General features: G+C 53.3%; 18 protein-coding genes. 1 reads left to right on the top strand and 17 read right to left on the bottom strand.

The features are described 5' to 3' along the window. Positions 1-153 precede the first annotated feature (153 nt). The 17 genes from HGBM_RS00775 to HGBM_RS31005 all read right to left on the bottom strand — a co-directional run bounded on the left by HGBM_RS00775 (position 154) and on the right by HGBM_RS31005 (position 17,011). A complete protein-coding gene (locus HGBM_RS00775; protein WP_019119198.1) occupies positions 154-1,092 on the bottom strand; it encodes a dipeptidase in 939 nt (312 codons plus the stop codon). 90 nt (positions 1,093-1,182) lie between these two features. Further along, on the bottom strand, positions 1,183-1,443 hold the full coding sequence (gene spoVS / locus HGBM_RS00770) for a stage V sporulation protein SpoVS (RefSeq protein WP_003385776.1): 261 nt from the start codon (positions 1,441-1,443) through the stop codon (positions 1,183-1,185). A gap of 115 nt (positions 1,444-1,558) precedes the next feature. Beyond that, a complete protein-coding gene (locus HGBM_RS00765; RefSeq protein ID WP_019119197.1) occupies positions 1,559-2,353 on the bottom strand; it encodes a TIGR00282 family metallophosphoesterase in 795 nt (264 codons plus the stop codon). 59 nt (positions 2,354-2,412) lie between these two features. Beyond that, the gene (gene rny, locus HGBM_RS00760; RefSeq protein WP_019119196.1) at positions 2,413-3,963 is read right to left on the bottom strand and encodes a ribonuclease Y; all 1,551 of its coding nucleotides are present in this window, start codon (positions 3,961-3,963) and stop codon (positions 2,413-2,415) included. 370 nt (positions 3,964-4,333) lie between these two features. Next, complete coding sequence (locus tag HGBM_RS00755; RefSeq protein WP_019119195.1) at positions 4,334-4,981, bottom strand: RecX family transcriptional regulator; 648 nt, start codon at positions 4,979-4,981, stop codon at positions 4,334-4,336. Positions 4,982-5,055: 74 nt separating this feature from the next. After that, complete coding sequence (gene recA, locus HGBM_RS00750; protein ID WP_019119194.1) at positions 5,056-6,117, bottom strand: recombinase RecA; 1,062 nt, start codon at positions 6,115-6,117, stop codon at positions 5,056-5,058. A 183-nt stretch (positions 6,118-6,300) separates the two neighbouring features. Beyond that, positions 6,301-7,884 (bottom strand): DEAD/DEAH box helicase, encoded by a 1,584-nt coding sequence (locus HGBM_RS00745; RefSeq protein WP_019119193.1) that lies wholly within the window; start codon positions 7,882-7,884, stop codon positions 6,301-6,303. Between the two features lie 5 nt (positions 7,885-7,889). After that, positions 7,890-9,131, bottom strand: a complete 1,242-nt coding sequence (locus HGBM_RS00740; protein WP_019119192.1) for a competence/damage-inducible protein A — start codon at positions 9,129-9,131, stop codon at positions 7,890-7,892. Positions 9,132-9,169: 38 nt separating this feature from the next. After that, entirely contained in the window at positions 9,170-9,745 is a 576-nt protein-coding gene (gene pgsA / locus HGBM_RS00735) for a CDP-diacylglycerol--glycerol-3-phosphate 3-phosphatidyltransferase (RefSeq protein ID WP_019119191.1), read from the bottom strand. Beyond that, on the bottom strand, positions 9,746-11,092 hold the full coding sequence (gene rimO / locus HGBM_RS00730; protein WP_019119190.1) for a 30S ribosomal protein S12 methylthiotransferase RimO: 1,347 nt from the start codon (positions 11,090-11,092) through the stop codon (positions 9,746-9,748). Between the two features lie 127 nt (positions 11,093-11,219). After that, on the bottom strand, positions 11,220-12,149 hold the full coding sequence (locus tag HGBM_RS00725; protein ID WP_019119189.1) for a helix-turn-helix domain-containing protein: 930 nt from the start codon (positions 12,147-12,149) through the stop codon (positions 11,220-11,222). Between the two features lie 12 nt (positions 12,150-12,161). Then, positions 12,162-12,941 carry a YmfK family protein gene (locus tag HGBM_RS00720; protein WP_026074107.1) on the bottom strand — a complete coding sequence of 260 codons (780 nt, stop codon included), beginning with the start codon at positions 12,939-12,941 and terminating at the stop codon, positions 12,162-12,164. Positions 12,942-13,062: 121 nt separating this feature from the next. Next, positions 13,063-13,308 carry a DUF3243 domain-containing protein gene (locus tag HGBM_RS00715; protein WP_019119187.1) on the bottom strand — a complete coding sequence of 82 codons (246 nt, stop codon included), beginning with the start codon at positions 13,306-13,308 and terminating at the stop codon, positions 13,063-13,065. 112 nt (positions 13,309-13,420) lie between these two features. Beyond that, positions 13,421-14,155 carry an elongation factor P 5-aminopentanone reductase gene (ymfI, locus tag HGBM_RS00710; RefSeq protein WP_026074106.1) on the bottom strand — a complete coding sequence of 245 codons (735 nt, stop codon included), beginning with the start codon at positions 14,153-14,155 and terminating at the stop codon, positions 13,421-13,423. Between the two features lie 9 nt (positions 14,156-14,164). Beyond that, positions 14,165-15,460, bottom strand: a complete 1,296-nt coding sequence (yfmH, locus tag HGBM_RS00705; protein WP_019119185.1) for an EF-P 5-aminopentanol modification-associated protein YfmH — start codon at positions 15,458-15,460, stop codon at positions 14,165-14,167. Position 15,461: 1 nt separating this feature from the next. Then, entirely contained in the window at positions 15,462-16,757 is a 1,296-nt protein-coding gene (yfmF, locus tag HGBM_RS00700) for an EF-P 5-aminopentanol modification-associated protein YfmF (RefSeq protein WP_019119184.1), read from the bottom strand. 98 nt (positions 16,758-16,855) lie between these two features. Then, complete coding sequence (locus HGBM_RS31005; protein WP_019119183.1) at positions 16,856-17,011, bottom strand: hypothetical protein; 156 nt, start codon at positions 17,009-17,011, stop codon at positions 16,856-16,858. A 115-nt stretch (positions 17,012-17,126) separates the two neighbouring features. Here HGBM_RS31005 and HGBM_RS00690 point away from each other — a divergent pair, with 115 nt between their 5' ends. Further along, positions 17,127-17,330 carry a hypothetical protein gene (locus HGBM_RS00690; RefSeq protein WP_019119182.1) on the top strand — a complete coding sequence of 68 codons (204 nt, stop codon included), beginning with the start codon at positions 17,127-17,129 and terminating at the stop codon, positions 17,328-17,330.

Raw genomic sequence — 17,330 nt, 5'->3', positions numbered from 1 at the left:
CCATTCTGCTGCTTGCACCCAGAGGGAAACAACAAAATGTGTATGAGCTTTACCAATTGTAGTCCTAGCTATTCAAAATTGCAAGTGCTTTCACTAGAATTACTATTGGAATTGATCTTTGAATGTACCAGGTACATTAATGTTTTACATCTCCTATTGTAACACGCTTTTAAAAACGCGCAACCAGTTTTCGTACATGAATTTCCTTACTTCCGCTTCTGAGTACCGCTTTAACAATTCTTCGACCAAAAGCTGGTATTTGCCGGCAGAGCTGAGGTCGCCAAAAGTCTTGTCGATCCCGTCAAAATCTGAACCAAAGCCGACGTGATCCGCACCGCCGAGCGAGCAGACGTGATCGAGGTGCCTCAGCAGATCGTCGATCCAGACGGTTCGCTTTTCGCTTGTATTAAAGAACGGCACAAAGGACAAGCCGATAACGCTCTCCTTCTTTATTAATGCCCTAATTTGCTCATCGGTAAGGTTCCTTTTGTGAGAACAATATTCCATCGTATTGGAATGCGAGGCGATCACGCTGGACTCGGAAAGCTCCATGACGTCCCAAAATCCCGGTTCTGCCAGATGGGATACGTCGATCATCATTCCCAATCGATTCATTTCCTTGATCACTTGTCTGCCGAACAGAGACAATCCGCTTGGGCGCGGCTCCTCGCAGCCGTCAGCTGCCTCTGTGCGGAAATTCCAGGTAAGCCCCATGCCCCTGACGCCTAGGCGGTACAGAGTTTGCAGATACGTGAGGCTCCCTTCCAACGGATGGGCCCCTTCCAGGAACAGCATGGCGCCGCGGCGATTGCCGTTCATCACTTCGTCGATATCCTGTTTGCCGTAGACAGGCTGCAATCCGGAACCGACCACCTGTTCGTGAAACAGCATGGCCATTTCCAACGCAGCGTGAAACCGGCGCCCGGGGGGAACGTTCATCGGAACAAATACCGCAAACACCTGAAGCTGGACATCGCCTTGTTCCATTTCGGGCCGGCTTACGTGCAGACGTTGGTCTTCCTTCCCGAAAGTCAGGTCGCGGTTTTCCCACAATTTTAAAAGTGCATCACAATGTGTATCGATTACTTTCATATCCATTCCCCGCTCTATTGTAAAAATAAACATGAAAAAACCTGTTCATTCAACGAACAAACAGGCATGTTCACTCGGTCTACAATTCCATCATCTGGGTTCTACGATTAATTTGATTGCTGTCCGCTCTTCTCCGTCAATGACAATGTCTGTAAAGGCCGGAATGCAAATAAGATCGACTCCACTAGGCGCTACAAACCCTCGTGCAATCGCTACTGCTTTCACAGCTTGGTTAAGCGCCCCAGCCCCAATGGCTTGAATTTCAGCCGCTCCGCGCTCGCGAAGCACTCCTGCAAGGGCACCTGCGACAGAGTTGGGGTTGGACTTTGCTGAAACTTTTAATACTTCCATCCTTCTTGAACCTCCCGTCTGATAGAATATCTACCATCAATAGAATGATATGCACTTAACCCCTAAAAATTCCTGTTCGGACAGCAATTATTCGCAAAATTCCGATCTAATCATATTATTCCATAAACGGGTGGTCTGCGTCAATGCGGATTCTTTCGACCTTGCGGGTATAGCCAGTGGATTTGTCAAGGGTAAACAAAACACCGTTTATCTGTGTCTGCCCGTCTGCCACCTCAAAGCGTACTGGCAGCTGTGTCAAAAACTTCTTGATGACCGTATCCCTCTCCATGCCCAAGATGCCGTCTCGCGGACCGCACATACCTGCGTCGGTGATGTAGCCCGTTCCCTTGGGCAGGATACGCTCGTCACCCGTCTGAACGTGAGTGTGGGTCCCGACCATGGCGCTGATCCGGCCGTCGAGATACCAGCCCATCGCCTGCTTTTCCGAGGTTACTTCCGCGTGGAAATCGACAAAGATGAACTTGGTTCGCTTCTTTGCCTGTTCAATCAGCTGATCGGCGGTGACAAACGGACAATCCAGCGGCGGTAAAAACGTTCTCCCCTGCAGGTTGATGATCGCCGCTTCGCCTGCCGCCGTTTTTACAAATGTGAGTCCGGTTCCGGGCGTACCGGCAGGGAAATTGGCAGGACGGACGATCCGCTGCTCGTCATCGATAAATGAAAAAACTTCCTTGTTGTCCCAGGTGTGATTCCCGAGTGTAATCGCGTGAACTCCGTGCTCATACAATTCTTTTGCAATCTTTTCCGTGATTCCTCGTCCATGCGCAGCGTTTTCAGCATTGACGACAATCAGATCGGGCTGGTATTTTAGCCTCAGCCGCGGCAGGTATTCCATTACCATGTTCCTGCCGGGCGAGCCGACAATGTCACCGAGAAAAAGCAGTCGCATTCAAACCGCCTCCTGTCCTTCTGCTATGAGACTAAAATAAAGTGGCAGTATCTGCCACTTTATTTTGCATACTCGACGGCCCTTGTCTCCCGAATAACGGTGACTTTGATGTGGCCAGGATAATCGAGTTCATTTTCAATTCGTTTTGTGATCTCTCGCGCCAATCGAACGGCTTCAGCGTCGTCGATTTTTTCCGGCTGCACCATGACGCGTACTTCGCGTCCTGCTTGAATGGCATAAGACCTCTCAACGCCCTCAAACGATTCGGAGATCTCTTCGAGCTTCTCCAGCCGTTTGATGTAGGTCTCAAGTGTCTCGCGCCGAGCACCGGGTCTGGCTGCCGAGAGTGCGTCTGCAGCGCCTACCAGCATCGAGATGACGGACGTCGGTTCCGTATCACCGTGGTGGGAGGCGATACTGTTGATCACTACGGGGTGCTCTCCGTATTTCTTCGCTAATTCTACGCCTATTTCAACGTGAGAACCTTCCACTTCATGGTCAATCGCCTTGCCAATATCATGTAACAATCCGGCGCGTTTCGCCAGCTTCACATCTTCGTTCATCTCCGCCGCCATCAGGCCGGCCAGATGGGCTACTTCCATCGAGTGTTTCAACACGTTTTGCCCATAGCTGGTACGGTATCGCAGGCGTCCCAAGATCTTGATCAGGTCGGGATGCAAGCCGTGAACGTCCGTTTCAAAAGTAGCCTGTTCCCCGTATTCGCGAATCCGCTCATCCACTTCACGGCGGGCCTTATCGACCATCTCTTCAATTCTGGCGGGATGAATCCGGCCGTCGGCAACGAGTTTATCGAGAGCGGTTTTGGCGATCTCGCGACGGATGGGGTCAAAGCCTGAGAGAATGACGGCTTCCGGTGTGTCGTCAATGATCAGGTCGATTCCCGTCAACGTCTCAAGCGCGCGGATATTGCGGCCTTCACGTCCGATAATGCGGCCCTTCATCTCATCGTTGGGCAGCGTCACAACCGACACGGTCGTCTCGGCTACGTGATCGGCAGCACAGCGCTGAATGGCCGTCGTGATGATTTCGCGCGCCTTCTTCTCGGCATCTTCCTTCGCCTGGGTCTCAATTTCCCTGATCATGACAGCCATCTCGTGACGAACCTCGTTCTCCACATTCGATAGGATAATTGCCTTCGCTTCTTCCTGGGTCAAACCGGAAATCCGTTCCAGTTCGGCTACTTGGTCTTTATATAATTGCTCAACGCTTGCTTTCAGTTCTGTGATCGACTTGTCTCGTTCCGCCAGGTCTATTTCCTTGCGTTCCAGCTGCTCCAGCTTGCGGTCGAGCGTTTCTTCCTTTTGAAGAATGCGTCGCTCCTGACGCTGTATTTCATTGCGCCTGTCGCGCAGCTCCTGTTCTGCCTCCGTGCGAAGCTTGTGAACTTCGTCTTTCGCTTCCAGGACCTTCTCTTTCTTGACCGCTTCCGCGTCGCGCTTGGCTTCTTCGACGATTTGCTTGGCGGCCTCTTCCGCACTGGAGATCTTCGCTTCCGCAATCGACCTGCGAACGAAGTAACCGGCGATAAAACCTGCCACCAGAACAACGATGAGCAATATCAATGTAATCGGATTTAATATTGTACCCATAATCGTGCTTTTTTCACCTCCTTGGCGTGTGACATCTCCCCGCTTTCTAAGCATTCAATTTCCAGTCATCACCCTGCGAATTTCGTGTTGTGTCAAGAAACGAGTGTCTATTCGTCAGGTACAAACACTTGCTTCCAAAGTCAGAGGGGAAGCCTAAAAAACAAGACCGATGCTACTCGGTCCGCTGAATCCACGCAGTGCTGCGCGGTTGTTCAGTTTTTCCACTGCGAATTAGCAAAAGAAATAGCGAAAAAGTATGATACACCTCATAACACAAACCTATTTTATTATTTGATAACAAGACTTGTCAAGAAGCACCCGGGCACCGCCAGGGCAAAGACAGCCGCCGATGATTCTGTTATATCCAGCCCTACTCCGGCGAAAATCGGCCTTCCCGCAGTTCCCGGCGCAGCGTCTGCACCGTGGCAGGGGTAAATCCCCGACGCAGCAGGGCTGCCAGCAGCTTCTGTTCTTTTGACCGGTCCAGCGGCAGCACTTCATGCCTCAGCCTTTTTTCTGCAAACTTCCGCGCCGCCTCCAATTCTTCCTCTTGTTTTACCTCTCCGAGGGCGCCGCCTATCATCTCGTGCGGAAGCCCTTTTTGTTTGAGCTCCATCCGCAAGGCGTACTTCCCGCGCGGGTTATTGCGCAGGCGTTCCGCTACCCACTGCCTGGCGAAGGTTTCATCGTTCAGATAGCCCTGAGCGGCACACCTGCTGCTGGTCTGGCTCGCGACCTCCTCGGAAAATCCTTTTTGCACCAGGTACTGTTCCAGCTGATAGGTTGTCCGGGGGCGCATTCCCAGGTAGCGAAGAGCCAGCAAGTACGCCTTATGGCATTCTTCCGCCTGAAGGACCTCCCGTCCCACTGTTTCATCGATATAGGTGCCCTTTAATAAGTGGTATTTGATCAGAATGTCTTCATGGACGTCGAAGGCAAACTCATCATCGATGTATACCTGGTAGCGGTGCCTGTTTTTTTTGTCTTGATAGATGGCGGTAACCTGGCCGCTCTTCATCGCCCTACTCCTCTCCCGGGTCTGGTACAGTGCTGCAGCCTGTCGGACGACGACAGGCTGCTGTGGTTGACTGCTTATTCAAAATCAAAAACCGGCTCTTCCTCTTGCTCCGGATCCATGACCGCATCATCAGACTGCGGCACCGCACTCGGGTTGAGGCTGTAGTATTCGCGCACTTTTGCCTCGATTTGGCTGGCGATCTCCGGGTTTTCCTTCAGGAAGAGCTTGGCGTTCTCACGCCCCTGGCCCAGCCGCTCGTCGTTAAACGAATACCAGGCGCCGCTCTTGGCTACGACATCAATCTCGGCGCCGATGTCCAAAATGCTGCCTTCACGGGAAATTCCCTCGCCGTACATGATATCCACCTCTGCCGTTTTAAACGGCGGAGCTACCTTGTTTTTGACCACTTTGATCTTCGTCTTGCTGCCGACGACGTCATTGCCTGACTTGATGCTCTCCGCCTTCCGCACATCCAAGCGCACGCTGGCATAGAATTTGAGCGCCCGGCCCCCGGGAGTGGTTTCCGGATTTCCGAACATGACGCCTACTTTCTCGCGCAGCTGGTTGATAAAGATCGCGATTGTCTTTGACTTGTTGATGGCTCCGGACAGTTTGCGCAGCGCTTGGGACATCAGGCGAGCCTGCAGGCCCACGTGGGAATCCCCCATCTCTCCCTCGATCTCCGCTTTCGGAACGAGCGCCGCAACCGAGTCCACGACGATGATGTCGACAGCACCGGAACGAACAAGCGCTTCCGCGATCTCCAGGGCTTGTTCGCCAGTGTCAGGCTGCGAGAGCAGAAGATCCTCAATGTTAACGCCCAGCTTGGAGGCATAGACCGGATCGAGAGCGTGCTCCGCGTCGATAAATGCCGCTTGTCCGCCCTGTTTTTGCACTTCGGCAATGGCGTGAAGCGCAACCGTCGTCTTACCGGAAGACTCCGGCCCGTATATCTCAATAATCCGGCCGCGGGGAAAACCTCCTACTCCCAAAGCGATATCAAGCGCCAATGCCCCGCTGGACACGGTGGAAACCTGCATCGTTCCCATGTCACCCAATTTCATTATGGAGCCTTTTCCGAATTGTTTCTCTATTTGCCGTAATGCGTTTTCCAAAGCCGCGCGACGATCAGACAATACTGACACTCCCTTTCACTTCGTTTGGTTACCTGTAATCATCATACATCGAGATAGAAGCACTTGCCAAGTATTTTTTGCGAACAAACATTCGCATAACGTCTTTCCTGAAAAAAAGCCACCTGCATCTGGTTGCGATACAAGCGGCTCTCTTTCCCTTTGTTGGCCTTAAAGGGCAGTGTGTTACCTTTTATTGCGCGGTTTCGCCGGTTCCAGGTTGATTCGTTTGCCGTTGATGCGGGTCTGGCGAAGCGCCTCGTAGACGAATGGAGCGACCTCCTCCGGCACTTCGACAAACGTAAAGTTTTCGAAGATGTCGATCCGGCCGACTGCTTTGCCGGGAATGCCAACCGATTCGGATATTTCCCGAACCAGATCCTGCGGTTTGACATTCGCGTTTCGTCCGACGTTGAGGAAGAAGCGAACCATGCCTTTGGCCGCACCGGTTTCGCCGAAGTCGTACACTTCCGCCTCAGTACCGTCCCCGATTTCGTTGTGGAAGGCGAGGTGAAGCGCCGCAGCAGCGATTTGCTCTGGCGAGTAGTCGGCAGCAAGGCTTTGTGCGACCTTCTCGTACATTTCGGCGATTCCATCGCTTTCGATCAGGTTGATTAACTGTTCACGCAGCTGTTCCTGCTTCCGTTCGGCCACTTCTTCGAGTGTGGGAACATTGCGGGAGACGATCGCCGCTTTTGTCTGTTTCTGGATGATCATCATCTGTCTCATCTCGCGCGGCGTCACCAGCGTCATCGCAATCCCCTTGCGGCCTGCACGCCCGGTACGGCCGATGCGGTGCACGTAGCTCTCGGGATCCTGCGGGATGTCGTAGTTGATGACGTGGGTCACATTGCCCACATCGATGCCGCGGGCGGCTACGTCCGTCGCGATCAGGAACTCAATCGTTCCCTCGCGGAAGGCTTTCATCACTTTGTCGCGCTGAGCCTGCGACAAGTCGCCGTGCAAACCGTCGGCGAGGTATCCGCGCGCCTGCAGGGCCTCCGTCAGCTCGTCCACGCCGCGTTTGGTACGGCAAAAGATAATGCCCAGCTCGACGTCCTCGCTGTCGAGGATGCGGCACAGGCTGTCCAGCTTGTTTCGCTCAAACATCTTGTAATAGACTTGCTCGATCAGCGGGGCTGTCACTTCTTCGCGGCTGACAGTGACTGTTTCCGGATTTTTCATGTAACGGGTAGCGAGGCGTTTGATCTCGGCCGGCATCGTCGCCGAGAAGAGCAGTGTCTGACGGTCTTCGTTCAGGTGGCTGATAATCGTCTCGATATCCTCGATAAAGCCCATGTCAAGCATCTCGTCCGCTTCGTCGAGGACCAGCATCGTCACGTTGTCCAGCCGCAGCGTCTTGCGGCGAAGGTGGTCCAGCACGCGGCCTGGCGTACCGATTACGACCTGAACGCCCTGTTTGAGCGCGCGAATTTGGTGGCTGATCGACTGCCCGCCGTAGATCGGAAGCGTGCGGATGCGCTTGTACTTCGCGATCCGCCGCAGTTCACCCGACACCTGAATCGCCAGCTCGCGGGTAGGTGTGAGCACGATCGCCTGGATGGTATTGGCTGTCGTCACTTTTTCGATCAGGGGAATGCCGAAAGCGGCCGTTTTCCCCGTACCTGTCTGGGCCTGGCCGATCAGGTCGACGCCGGTCAGAATCCGCGGGATGCACGCCGCCTGAATCGGGGACGGTTCTTCAAACCCCATGTCGTGAATCGATTGCATGATGTTTTTATGTAGCGCAAAATCAGTAAAATTCGTCATCTTGGTCACCTTTCTTTTAAGCGTTGAAGCGTGTAAAACATTGCGTGTTTGGCAGAACGCCCGACGATCGCCCGGCGCTGTCCCGCCAATTGAAGCTGTTGCACAACCGTCGGCATCCCCTCTGCAGCCAGTCCGATGTAGACGAGACCAACGGGCTTTCCTTCCACGGTCCCGGGACCGGCAATCCCGGTAACGGAGACGCCGTACGTCGTGCCCAATTTTTGTCTGACGTTCTCAGCCAGGTATCTTGCGGCCGCTTCACTTACCGCACCGTCATGCTCTAACACCCTTGCCGGCACCCCCAAGAGGTCCCGCTTCGTCTCGTTGCTGTAGCAAACGACACCTCCGCGAAATGCTTCGGAGCTGCCCGGAACAGAAGTGAGCATCGAGGCGATCGATCCTCCTGTGCAGCTTTCCGCACAGGCTATTGTCTCCTGCCGCTTCCGCAGTTCGGCGATCAGCACCTCATGCAGGGAGGTCTCACCGACGGCGTAGATGAACTCGCCTACCCGCTGGCGAATGGCAGCCTCGACGGGCGCAATCAAACTCTCTGCCAAAACTCCGGAAGCGGCCCGGGCAGTGATACGACAAGTTACTTCAAATTCTTTCGCATAGGGAGCAATGGTAGGGTTCGTTTGTTGTTGGATGAGGTCAGACAATTTGTCTTCCAGGGCTGACTCGCCGATCCCGAAGAAGCAAAGCACACGGGAGTGAAAGACTTGTTTTTCCGGTTGCAGCTTGGCCAGAAACGGCATGACGTAGTCCACTGTCATCGGGCGCATCTCGCTAGGAGGTCCGGGCAGGAGAATAAATGTCTTGCCCGAAGCGGTCAAGCCCATGCCTGGAGCCATGCCGTGGTCGTTGTTAAAAACGGTGCTCGCTTCGATCACCAATGCCTGTTTGCGGTTGTTTTCCGTCATGGGAATTCCCCGTTTGACAAAGAAGGCCTGAATGCGCGAAAGCGCCAGCTCGTCCGTGACTAATCTGCGTCCGACAAAGTCGGCTACCGCCTCTTTCGTCAAATCATCCTGGGTGGGGCCCAACCCTCCGGTAAAAATAACCACGTCGGAACGGCTGGCTGCAAGCTTGATCGCTTGCATAAGTCGTTCGTAATTATCGCCAACAACCGTGTGAAAATAAACGTGTATCCCCAGCTCAGCCAATTTCTGCGATAAAAACTGAGCATTGGTGTTGGCGATTTGCCCCAGTAACAGTTCGGTTCCAACAGCTACAATTTCCGCTCTCATCTGTATCCTTCCTATTCCACTGCCAAATATGCCTGCAATCAGGAGTAGTGAATGACATTGCGATTTTTCGCAAAGTAGTCATAACCGGAATAAAGCGTGATGACAACCATCGCCCAAGAGGCAATGACGTCAAACGGGATGTGAAAAGGTTCGAAGGGGAAGTTGCGAATCATCAGCGCGACAATCGCGACGATTTGCACCCACGTCTTTAACTTGCCGAGTGCACTGGCAGCGATGACCTGACCTTCCGCAGCAGCCACCAGGCGCAGACCGGTCACGGCAAATTCGCGGCTGATGATGACAATCGCGATCCAAGCCTCCAACCGGTGCATTTCCACAAGTGAAATCAGGGCCGCGGAAATCAGCAATTTATCCGCAAGCGGGTCGAGAAATTTCCCGAGATTGGTTACGATTTTCTTCTTGCGTGCGATGTACCCGTCCAATCCGTCCGTACTGGCAGCCAGTATAAAGACCAATGCGGCAATCACCTCATTGTAGGTCATGCTGATGCTGCCGACGGTAAAGGTGCCAAAATTGTAGCGGACCAGCAAAAAAAACATCACGACGGGTACAAGAAAAATTCGCGCCAAAGTGATGCGATTGGCAAGATTCACCTACAAAACCTCCCCGGCTAAATCGTACTCATACGAATGGGTGATCCTCACTTTCACAATTTTGCCCAGTTCGCCTTTATAACCGGAGACAAAGACTTCTCCATCAATTTCCGGGGCGTCAAATCCGGTGCGTCCAACGAAGATATCACTCTTCCCTTCGTAACGCTCGATCAAGACATCCAGTTCCTTGCCGACAAAACGGTCATTCTGCTGCCGGGAGATCTCCCTTTGGATTTCCATGATCTGATTTGCCCGTCTCTCTTTGGTCTCTTCGTCTACGTGATCCGGTAGTCTGGAAGCCGGCGTGTCGTCTTCACTCGAATAAGTGAAAACACCCAGGCGGTCAAATTTGATCTCTTTGACGAACTCGCACAGATTCTGAAAATCCTGTTCAGTCTCGCCCGGGAAGCCGACGATGAGGGAAGTCCGCAGCGCAACATCGGGTACCGCTGCCCGGATTTTGCTGACCAGCTCGCGAATGTCGCGCTGGCGGCCGGGACGGCGCATGCGTTTTAAAATCGCATCTTCCGAGTGCTGCAAAGGCATGTCAATGTATTTGCAAACCTTGGGGTTGCTGGCGAAAACGTCGATCAGTTCATCGGTGAAGAAACCGGGGTAAGCGTAATGAAGGCGAATCCATTCAATTCCCTCCACCTCGGACAGACGGTTCAACAGCTCCGCCAGCATGTGTTTGCCGTCGTACAGGTCCGTCCCGTAGTTGGTGGAGTCCTGCGCAATCAGACTGATTTCCACAACCCCTTGTGAAGCGAGGTGCCTCGCTTCTTCGATGATCGATTCGATCGAACGGCTGCGGAATGCGCCGCGCATCATCGGAATGCTGCAGAAAGTACAAGCGTTGTCACAACCTTCGGCGATTTTGATATACGCGGAGTAGGTGCCGGTTTTGACTTTGCGCTTGATCACCTGTTCGTAGGAAAATACCGGATTGCCTATACGTACGGGCCTTTTTCCCACCAATGACTCTTCGATGATATCGGTAATCGACATGAAGTCGCCTGTTCCCACAATTCCGTCCACTTCGGGAATTTCTTGCAGGATATCTTCTTTATAACGCTGCGTGAGGCACCCGGCCACTACCAGCGACTTTACCTTGCCAGACTCTTTTAGATCCGCCATATCCAATATCTTGTTGACCGACTCTTCCTTGGCGGCATCAATAAAACCACAGGTATTTACGATCACAACAGTAGCCTGCTCTGGATCGTCCACCAGTTCGTATCCTTTCTCGTCGATCAAGTGAGCCATCATATCCGAGTCTACGAGATTTTTTTCGCAACCCAATGTCACGATTGCTACTTTTTCTCGCGCGGAAGCTTTTTCTGCCATTCTCTTTCCTCCAATTAGTCACACCTGCCCAATGTACACTTAAACAGTATAATATATCGCCCAGAGCAGTGTCAAAAACTAAAGACAAGCGGAAAACATTCCGCTTGTCTGATCCGGAGCCGGTTGCCTATTCAACTTTCAGCTCGACAAAGGATGGGTAGTGTTCCATATTTGCTGTCGGGACAACCTGCCCATTAACCGTAAGTTCAACTGCTTTCGGGTCGCCCAATTTGATGTAAGCGGATTTTTCCAGTTCGTAGTTCTGCTCCTGTCCCAGTTCCATCATCAAGGCGGCTACTTTCTTCCCGTTCTTTGCCCGATATACTTCCACCCAGCATCTGCCATTCGACGTTTTCAGATGAATCGAGAGCTTGTCTGCTTGCTGCAGCGCAAAGCTGTAGACGGAGCCGTTCTGGGAAACCGGTGTAATCCCGGTCTGCTGGGAGCCGGTCTCAGCCGGCGGCGTGCTGCCGCCTGAAGTCGTGCCGTCTGGACTCGTGCCGCCGCCCGGTACCATGCCGCCGCCAGCCGCCTCATTGGCAGGGAGCGAATCGGAACCGGACGGAGTGGGCGCAGCAGGCGGAGGAACGGGCGGCGGCGTTGATCCTTCAACTGTGTCTACCCCTGATGGAGAGACAGCCGTGCCAGATGGTGTCTGAAGCCCGCCATCGTGTTTGGCTGCATACGAGTAGATCAGCGCGGAGACCAGTACGATAAACAGCACCACCAAAGACTGGGTCAACCATTTTCCCGTTTGCAGCGGCGTTTTGGCGACAGTGGCACGGCGGCGCCGCAGCCTTTCCAATTGCTCTTGCGGCGGTTGTGCCGGCAGATCGGTTTGGAAGTGGGACAAGACCTGGTTGGCATCGAGCCCAACAGCTTCCGCATAGCTTTTTATGAAGGCACGAGCATAGAAATGACCGGGAAGAACGTGAAAATGTCCTCTCTCTATGGCCTCCAGGTAACGTCGTTGGATTTTCGTGACCGTCTGGATTTCGTCGAGTGATATTCCCTTTTCCTCCCTGGCTCTTTGCAGCACCTGGCCCAGTTCAGACACACTGTTCCCTCCTTACGTCACGTCAAAATCATTTAACGCCTGATTGTTGAGCATTTCATAGGTGATCTCCTCATCGGGGTGGTGACGGAGTTCAATAATATACTGAAAATCATCCAGTTCGTACTCCGATTCCCTGACGAAAATATCAGGGTGTTCCACAACCTTGGCTGCCGGGAAATTCATGATCTCCCGGAGCAGGCTGTGATGCCGTTCGGTAGAGCGAAGTGTTGAGACGATCCCATCAATTAAATATACATGATCAGTAGACATTTCATCAACTGCCAAGGTACTGCGGACTGTCTGGCGCAGCAGTGTCGAAGAGATAAAGGTCCAGCGTTTGTTCGCCGAGACGCTGGCCGCAATCATGGACTCGGTTTTGCCGACGCGGGGCATGCCCCGGATGCCGACCAGCTGATTGCCTTCTTTCTTAAATATTTCAGCCATAAAATCAACCAATAACCCCAGTTCGTCACGAATAAACCGGAACGTCTTCTTGTCTTCTGTGTCACGAGCGATGTAGCGTCCGTGGCGGACAGCGAGACGGTCCAGCATCGTCGGGGGGCGAAGCCTTGTTATGGTTATATTGTCCACTTTATGGATAATATTGCGGAGAACCTCTATTTTTTCGTCATCATCAGCCATGACCAACATGCCGCGGCGATTATTTTCAACACCATTGATCGTGGTGATATTGATATTGAGCATCCCCAGCATCGAAGCCAAATCCCCCAGCAGACCGGGCCGGTCTCTCTGGATTTCGTACTCGATGTACCACTCTTTTTTATCTTTTATATCCACGAGTGACTCCCTCTCTCACGTGATAAATATCCCTATCAGTATACCATCTGTGAGCGAGCCGACAAAGGGTGAACGTAAAAAAATCCCCGCTATTGGGGATTTTCCATTGTTACCCTTATTTTTGCACGAGTTTTACCATCATGGAAGCAAGCGCACGCTTTTGCTCCTCGTTGCCCACTTCCCAAAGCTCTTTGAGCAGACGCTCCTGCTCGTTTTTGGGCTGAACCTGTTCAGCAAGATAATCTCCTATCTGAAAGGCCACATTGTGAACCGTTTCGTTTTCCATTCCTGCTTCTTTGGCTGATCCAAGGCGTTCACCCAGAAATTGTTTCCAGTCAGAAAAGTTGTCTAGAACCGACATCGAACGTTCCCTCCTCGAGTTAGTACCTTCGGGCTGTTTGCCCTGATAGGATTAGAGTGCCATCGGGAACGCAAAAATATACGTTTTTTTCCTCTGCATTCCGTCGCCAAACTCAGGTATACCAGCCGCCGTTCGGACTGATCACCTGACCGGTGATGTATCCTGCTTCCGGCGACAACAAATAGACGGCGAGCGACGCTACCTCCTCCGGCCGGCCAAGCCTGCCTGCCGGAATCGCCTCCACGATCTCCTGCACATCCTCGGGGGAGAAGCGGTTCATCATCCCCCCCTCGATCGCTCCCGGAGCAATGGCGTTGACGCTGATTCCGCTGGGAGCCAGTTCCTTGGCGAGCGCCTTGGTAAACGCCAGGACGGCCCCTTTGGTCGTGGAGTACAGCACCTCACAGGCACTGCCCGTCAAGCCCCAGATCGACGACAGGTTGACAATCCGGCCGTACTTCGCCTGAATCATCGCCGGCAGGGCGGCTTGTGTCACGAAGAACGGAGCCCGCACGTTGATGTGCACCAAATTGTCAAACTGCTCTGGTGTCACATCGTGGATCAGCCCGACGTGATCGACCGCGGCATTGTTTACCAACAAGAGCGGTTTTACCGGCATTTGTCCAAACATGCGGTGCACCTGCTGAGGGTCCCGCAAATCTGCTTGGAGCGGGTATGCCGGCACCCCAAGCTCGCTTGCCAGGCGCAGGATCCCCTGCAGTTTATCGCCCGCCAGGTGATAATGCAGATACAGCGGGATGCCCCGCTTGGCCAAAGCGATGCTGACCGCCTGACCAAGCTCGCCGGACGCTCCCGTAACAAGCCCCCACATCGTTTCTCCTCGCATGACAGCTTCCTACTCCCTGTTCGCAGCCGAACGGACAATCGAGACTGCCATCTGGTCAAACCGAAGGTGCTCGCCCATCCGCTCCGTTACTTCTTGCAGCGTGATCGACTCGAGTACCGGCAGCACCGCAAACAAGTCGGTGCCGTTAAACGTATAACTGGTAAACTGGTTGGCGATGTACTCAATCGAGTTGAGCGAACGGAGGAAGTGACCTATCTTCTTCCGCTTGCTCCGTTCAAATTCGTCCTGGGCAATGCCTGTTTGCAGGTAATGGCTGATCTCTTGCTGGATCATCTCTTTCAGCCGTTCGGGATCCGGCGTGTCCCCGCCCACGAGGGAGTAGGCGTAATCCTGTTCACACGTGTAGTCGTAATCGAAGCTCTCCGTGATCAGTCCGGCCTCATACAGTTTTTGATACAGGGCGGAACTCGTGCCAAACAGGATATCCAGCAGAAGCTTGGTGGTCATCTCCCGGCGCAGCAGCGCTTCACCGCTCAGCCCGACGTGTGCGTCCTTGAAGCCGATCATGCATTTCGGCAGCCCGACAGCCAGGTGATTTTCCACCTGCTTTTGGGCCAATGCCGCCGGTTCCTGCGGAAAAAACCGCTCGATTTTGGGCGCCGGCGAAGAAAATGACTTGCCCGCCTGATTTTTGCGCACTGCCTGCATGATTGCCTCCGGGTCAAACGAACCGACCACAAACAAGATCATGTTGCTGGGATGGTAAAACGTCTCATAGCATTGGTACAGGGTATCTTTGGTTATTTTGGCAATTGACTCAACCGTCCCGGCAATTTCGATCCGCACCGGGTGTTCCCGATACATCGCCTTGAGCAGGCTCGTGTACACCTTCCAGTCCGGATTGTCATCGTACATGCGAATCTCCTGGCCGATGATGCCTTTCTCTTTCTCCACGCTTTGTTCCGTAAAATACGGCTCCTGGACGAAGTCGAGCAGGATGTTAAGGTTCTCTTCCACCAGATCGGTGCAGGAAAACAGGTACGCCGTCCGATTAAATGTTGTGAAGGCATTGCAGGAGGCGCCGTTGCGAGAAAAGTCCTGAAAGACATCGCGGTCCTGCTTATCGAACATCTTGTGCTCCAAAAAATGGGCGATTCCGTCGGGCACGTGCACCTCTGCCCCGCCCGAGATGCGAAAGTGGCTGTCAATCGAACCGTACCGCGTAGTGAAAACGGCGTAGGTTTTGCCGAATCCCATTTTCGGCAGCAGGTAGACTTTCAAACCGTTCGGCAGCTGCTCCGAGTAAAGAGTCTCGTTCACCTGTTGAAACGTCGTCGTTTGCACGTTACACACTCTCCTTTCGGTCCCGCAGCAGGTAAATGGTATCCAACTGGATCTTGTCCGCCACCCGCTTTACATCCTCCAGAGTGGTGTCGGCAAACGCCTGCAGCATCTCTGTCAGCAGCCGTTTTCGCCCGCTGAGGAGTCCGTTATAGGTAAAATCGATCATCATCCGAGCGCTGTCGAGGAGTTCACGGAATTGATTCGTCAGCGTCGCCTTCGTCAGGTTTAGCTCTTCATCGCTGATCTTTCCTGCTTTCACCTGCTCCAGCTGCTCTTTCATGATCGATACGGCCCGCTCGTAATTGGCCACGTCAATCCCCGACATCATCATCAGCACGCCCTTGTGGCTCTCCAGACGGGATACGGCGTAGTAGGCCAGACTCGCCTTCTCGCGCACGTTGATAAACAGCTTGGAGTGGGGAAACCCGCCGAGGATGCCGTTGCAGACCTGCAAGGCCGGATAGTCGTCATCTTTATACGTGACATGTGTCCGGCAGCCGATATTCAGCTTGCCTTGACTGACGTCGAGCCGGTCAACCACCTCCCGCACCTGCTGCACATCTTTTTGCGCATTGGCCGGGGGCAGTGTGACAGGTTGACGGCGCTCCGGCTTGACGTGTGCCTTGACGTATTCCTGAATCTGTGCGCTCTCCACGTCGCCGACGACAAAGACGTCGATCGGATTGCGCGACAGCAGTTCCTGATAGTATCGGTACAAGCCGGCTCCGTCTATCGCGGCGAGATCCTCGCGCCTGCCGTAGACCAACAGGCTGAACGGCTCGTCTTTGAACATCTCTTCCGTGATACGTTGATTTGCGTACCTCATTTTATCGTCGATGAGGCTTTCAATCCGCTTCCGCAGCGACTCTTTCTCCGTATTCAGGTATTTCTCCGAAAATGCATGATTTTCCAGATACGGATGGACCAGGACCTCTCCGGCGAATTGAAACGCTTGTTCCAGCAGCGGGACTGAATCCGACAGGTACTTTTCATTGGGCACTTCCAAGTAGACCTGAAGAATTTGGCGTTCCCCTTTTTTCACGACATCTATATCAAAAATGGCCCCGTAAAGCATATCCAGGTGTTCGCTTAGCTTCCTGGTATCGGGAAAGCGGGCTGTCGCCCGTTTCAGGACGTGAGCCAGCAGCGCTGTTTTCGTCACGTACGCCTGTGACAGCTCTTGCTCTATCATGACCACGATGGTCGTCGTCTTAAATTTCTCTGTCGGCATGATATGCAGATTCAACCCGTTAACCTGGGAAGATTGAAACGAGATCTCTTTAGCTGGTGCTGCCATTACCTTCCAACTCCCTTCCGCTGGTTTTCTCTTCCTATTGTAACCAAACAACCGGTGATTCAGCAAAGCATAAAGAGAAAAAGACGCCGCACTGGCGCCTAAAAATCCGAAGAATCCCACTCGTACAAAGCTTCCTGGCTGTCCTCGGCCGAGTCAAACCTGCCGCACTCCGGGTTGAGACAGAGCATCCCCTGCAGTTGGCTGTCGGCGAAGGGTTGACCCTTCGCTTCGCCACAGTACGGGCACCTCCACATGTTTTTTCCTCCTCGTCAAAGCTGATGTACAGGTAGTTTTCCCGACTCCGCCTGCTTCTATTAGAAGAGCTTCCTCGCGGGAATCCATCCCGGTCCTTCTTTCGAGGAGGCTTTTATGGCCGAAAAAGGACCGCTCCGCGACATGCGAAACGGCCTTGCCTTCATCCGTTTATCTCGATCCCGTCTCATACGGCTTGCCCGATGCTGCCGGCGCATTGGAGCGACCGCCCATGGCACACAAAACGACAAGTCATTTTTTGATCAATACTTTATCCGGCGTTTTTCTGTGAAAATCACTTATGTCTTAGTATCGGAGTAA

Origin of the sequence: Brevibacillus massiliensis, from assembly GCF_000311785.1 — a bacterium.
Classification (GTDB): Bacteria; Bacillota; Bacilli; order Brevibacillales; family Brevibacillaceae; genus Brevibacillus_C; species Brevibacillus_C massiliensis.
This window is presented reverse-complemented; position numbering and strand designations above follow the sequence as displayed.

Bases quoted from the DNA above. Each gene is read 5' to 3' on its own strand.
- HGBM_RS00775 (WP_019119198.1), bottom strand. From the start codon at position 1,092: ATGAAAGTAATCGATACACATTGTGATGCACTTTTAAAATTGTGGGAA.
- spoVS (WP_003385776.1), bottom strand. From the start codon at position 1,443: ATGGAAGTATTAAAAGTTTCAGCAAAGTCCAACCCCAACTCTGTCGCA.
- HGBM_RS00765 (WP_019119197.1), bottom strand. From the start codon at position 2,353: ATGCGACTGCTTTTTCTCGGTGACATTGTCGGCTCGCCCGGCAGGAAC.
- rny (WP_019119196.1), bottom strand. From the start codon at position 3,963: ATGGGTACAATATTAAATCCGATTACATTGATATTGCTCATCGTTGTT.
- HGBM_RS00755 (WP_019119195.1), bottom strand. From the start codon at position 4,981: ATGAAGAGCGGCCAGGTTACCGCCATCTATCAAGACAAAAAAAACAGG.
- HGBM_RS00745 (WP_019119193.1), bottom strand. From the start codon at position 7,884: ATGACGAATTTTACTGATTTTGCGCTACATAAAAACATCATGCAATCG.
- HGBM_RS00740 (WP_019119192.1), bottom strand. From the start codon at position 9,131: ATGAGAGCGGAAATTGTAGCTGTTGGAACCGAACTGTTACTGGGGCAA.
- rimO (WP_019119190.1), bottom strand. From the start codon at position 11,092: ATGGCAGAAAAAGCTTCCGCGCGAGAAAAAGTAGCAATCGTGACATTG.
- HGBM_RS00715 (WP_019119187.1), bottom strand. From the start codon at position 13,308: ATGTCGGTTCTAGACAACTTTTCTGACTGGAAACAATTTCTGGGTGAA.
- ymfI (WP_026074106.1), bottom strand. From the start codon at position 14,155: ATGCGAGGAGAAACGATGTGGGGGCTTGTTACGGGAGCGTCCGGCGAG.
- yfmF (WP_019119184.1), bottom strand. From the start codon at position 16,757: ATGGCAGCACCAGCTAAAGAGATCTCGTTTCAATCTTCCCAGGTTAAC.
- HGBM_RS31005 (WP_019119183.1), bottom strand. From the start codon at position 17,011: ATGTGGAGGTGCCCGTACTGTGGCGAAGCGAAGGGTCAACCCTTCGCC.
- HGBM_RS00690 (WP_019119182.1), top strand. From the start codon at position 17,127: ATGGCCGAAAAAGGACCGCTCCGCGACATGCGAAACGGCCTTGCCTTC.